Genomic DNA, 2,425 nt, shown 5'->3' with positions numbered 1-2,425 from the left:
TCGTAGTGGCATGCTCTAGACCCGAAGCGGAGTGATCTACCCATGGCCAGGTTGAAGCGACGGTAAGACGTCGTGGAGGACCGAACCCACTTAGGTTGAAAACTGAGGGGATGAGTTGTGGGTAGGGGTGAAAGGCCAATCAAACTCCGTGATAGCTGGTTCTCCCCGAAATGCATTTAGGTGCAGCGTCGCGTGTTTCTCACCGGAGGTAGAGCTACTGGATGGTCTAGGGGGCCCACAAGCTTACCGAAATCAGCCAAACTCCGAATGCCGGTGAGTGAGAGCGCGGCAGTGAGACTGCGGGCGATAAGGTTCGTAGTCGAGAGGGAAACAGCCCAGATCGCCAGCTAAGGTCCCTAAGCGTGTACTAAGTGGAAAAGGATGTGGGGTCGCGAAGACAACCAGGAGGTTGGCTTAGAAGCAGCCACCCTTGAAAGAGTGCGTAATAGCTCACTGGTCAAGTGATCCTGCGCCGACAATGTAGCGGGGCTCAAGTACACCACCGAAGCTGCGGCATTCACGCAATAGCCCCCAGTTGATCCAAGGATTTTCTGGCAGGTGTGTGGATGGGTAGGGGAGCGTCGTGTGGCCATGGAAGCGGCAGGGTGACCTAGCCGTGGAGGCCACACGAGTGAGAATGCAGGCATGAGTAGCGAAAGACGAGTGAGAAACTCGTCCGCCGAATGACCAAGGGTTCCTGGGCCAGGTTAATCCGCCCAGGGTGAGTCGGGACCTAAGACGAGGCCGACAGGCGTAGCCGATGGACAACGGGTTGATATTCCCGTACCCGTGTGAACGCGCCCATGGTGAATCAGTGATACTAACCATCCTGAAGCCACGAGAAGACCTTCGGGTCTCGAGTTGGTGGATGCATGGGACCTGATCTGGTAGTAGCCAAGCGATGGGGTGACGCAGGAAGGTAGCTGAGCCAGTCAGTGGTAATACTGGTGTAAGCGTGTAGGGCGTGACCTAGGCAAATCCGGGTCGCACATAGCCTGAGACGTGATGCGTAGCCGATTGAGGCGAATTCAGTGATCCTATGCTGCCGAGAAAAGCCTCTAGCGAGCTTTCACACGGCCCGTACCCCAAACCGACACAGGTGGTCAGGTAGAGAATACTAAGGCGATCGAGATAACTATGGTTAAGGAACTCGGCAAAATGCCCCCGTAACTTCGGGAGAAGGGGGGCCCTGTCTGGTGACGACATTTACTGTCTGAGCTGGGTGGGGCCGCAGAGACCAGTGAGAAGCGACTGTTTACTAAAAACACAGGTCCGTGCGAAGTCGTAAGACGATGTATACGGACTGACGCCTGCCCGGTGCTGGAAGGTTAAGAGGACCGGTTAGTTCCTTCGGGAGCGAAGCTGAGAATTTAAGCCCCAGTAAACGGCGGTGGTAACTATAACCATCCTAAGGTAGCGAAATTCCTTGTCGGGTAAGTTCCGACCTGCACGAATGGCGTAACGACTTCTCAGCTGTCTCAACCGTAGACTCGGCGAAATTGCATTACGAGTAAAGATGCTCGTTACGCGCGGCAGGACGAAAAGACCCCGGGACCTTCACTACAGCTTGGTATTGGTGTTCGGTTCGGTTTGTGTAGGATAGGTGGGAGACTGTGAAGCGGTGACGCCAGTTATCGTGGAGTCGTTGTTGAAATACCACTCTGATCGAATTGGACCTCTAACCTCGGACCATGATCTGGTTCAGGGACAGTGCCTGGTGGGTAGTTTAACTGGGGCGGTTGCCTCCCAAAATGTAACGGAGGCGCCCAAAGGTTCCCTCAGCCTGGTTGGCAATCAGGTGTCGAGTGCAAGTGCACAAGGGAGCTTGACTGTGAGACTGACAGGTCGAGCAGGGACGAAAGTCGGGACTAGTGATCCGGCACCGGCAAGTGGAAGCGGTGTCGCTCAACGGATAAAAGGTACCCCGGGGATAACAGGCTGATCTTCCCCAAGAGTCCATATCGACGGGATGGTTTGGCACCTCGATGTCGGCTCGTCGCATCCTGGGGCTGGAGTAGGTCCCAAGGGTTGGGCTGTTCGCCCATTAAAGCGGCACGCGAGCTGGGTTTAGAACGTCGTGAGACAGTTCGGTCTCTATCCGCCGCGCGCGTTAGAAACTTGAGGAAGGCTGTCCCTAGTACGAGAGGACCGGGACGGACGAACCTCTGGTGTGCCAGTTGTTCCGCCAGGAGCACCGCTGGTTAGCTACGTTCGGAAGGGATAACCGCTGAAAGCATCTAAGCGGGAAGCCTGTTCCAAGATGAGGTTTCTCACCCCCTCGAGGGGGTAAGGCCCCCGGCAGACCACCGGGTTGATAGGCCAGAACTGGAAGTGCAGTAATGCATGCAGGTGACTGGTACTAATAGGCCGAGGACTTACCACAAAGAAGCTACGCGTCCACTGTGCGGTATCTGAAACAACACAC

Annotated in this window: 1 rRNA gene; it reads left to right on the top strand. The window is 55.6% G+C overall.

The window, feature by feature from the left end:
* A 23S ribosomal RNA gene (locus tag ATN37_RS00130) occupies window positions 1–2,383 on the top strand; the annotation flags it as partial.
* Between the last annotated feature and the right edge of the window lie 42 nt (window positions 2,384–2,425).

The organism is Rhodococcus sp. MH15, from assembly GCF_019266045.1.
In the GTDB taxonomy this organism is placed as follows: domain Bacteria; phylum Actinomycetota; class Actinomycetes; order Mycobacteriales; family Mycobacteriaceae; genus Rhodococcus_F; species Rhodococcus_F qingshengii.
This window is presented reverse-complemented; position numbering and strand designations above follow the sequence as displayed.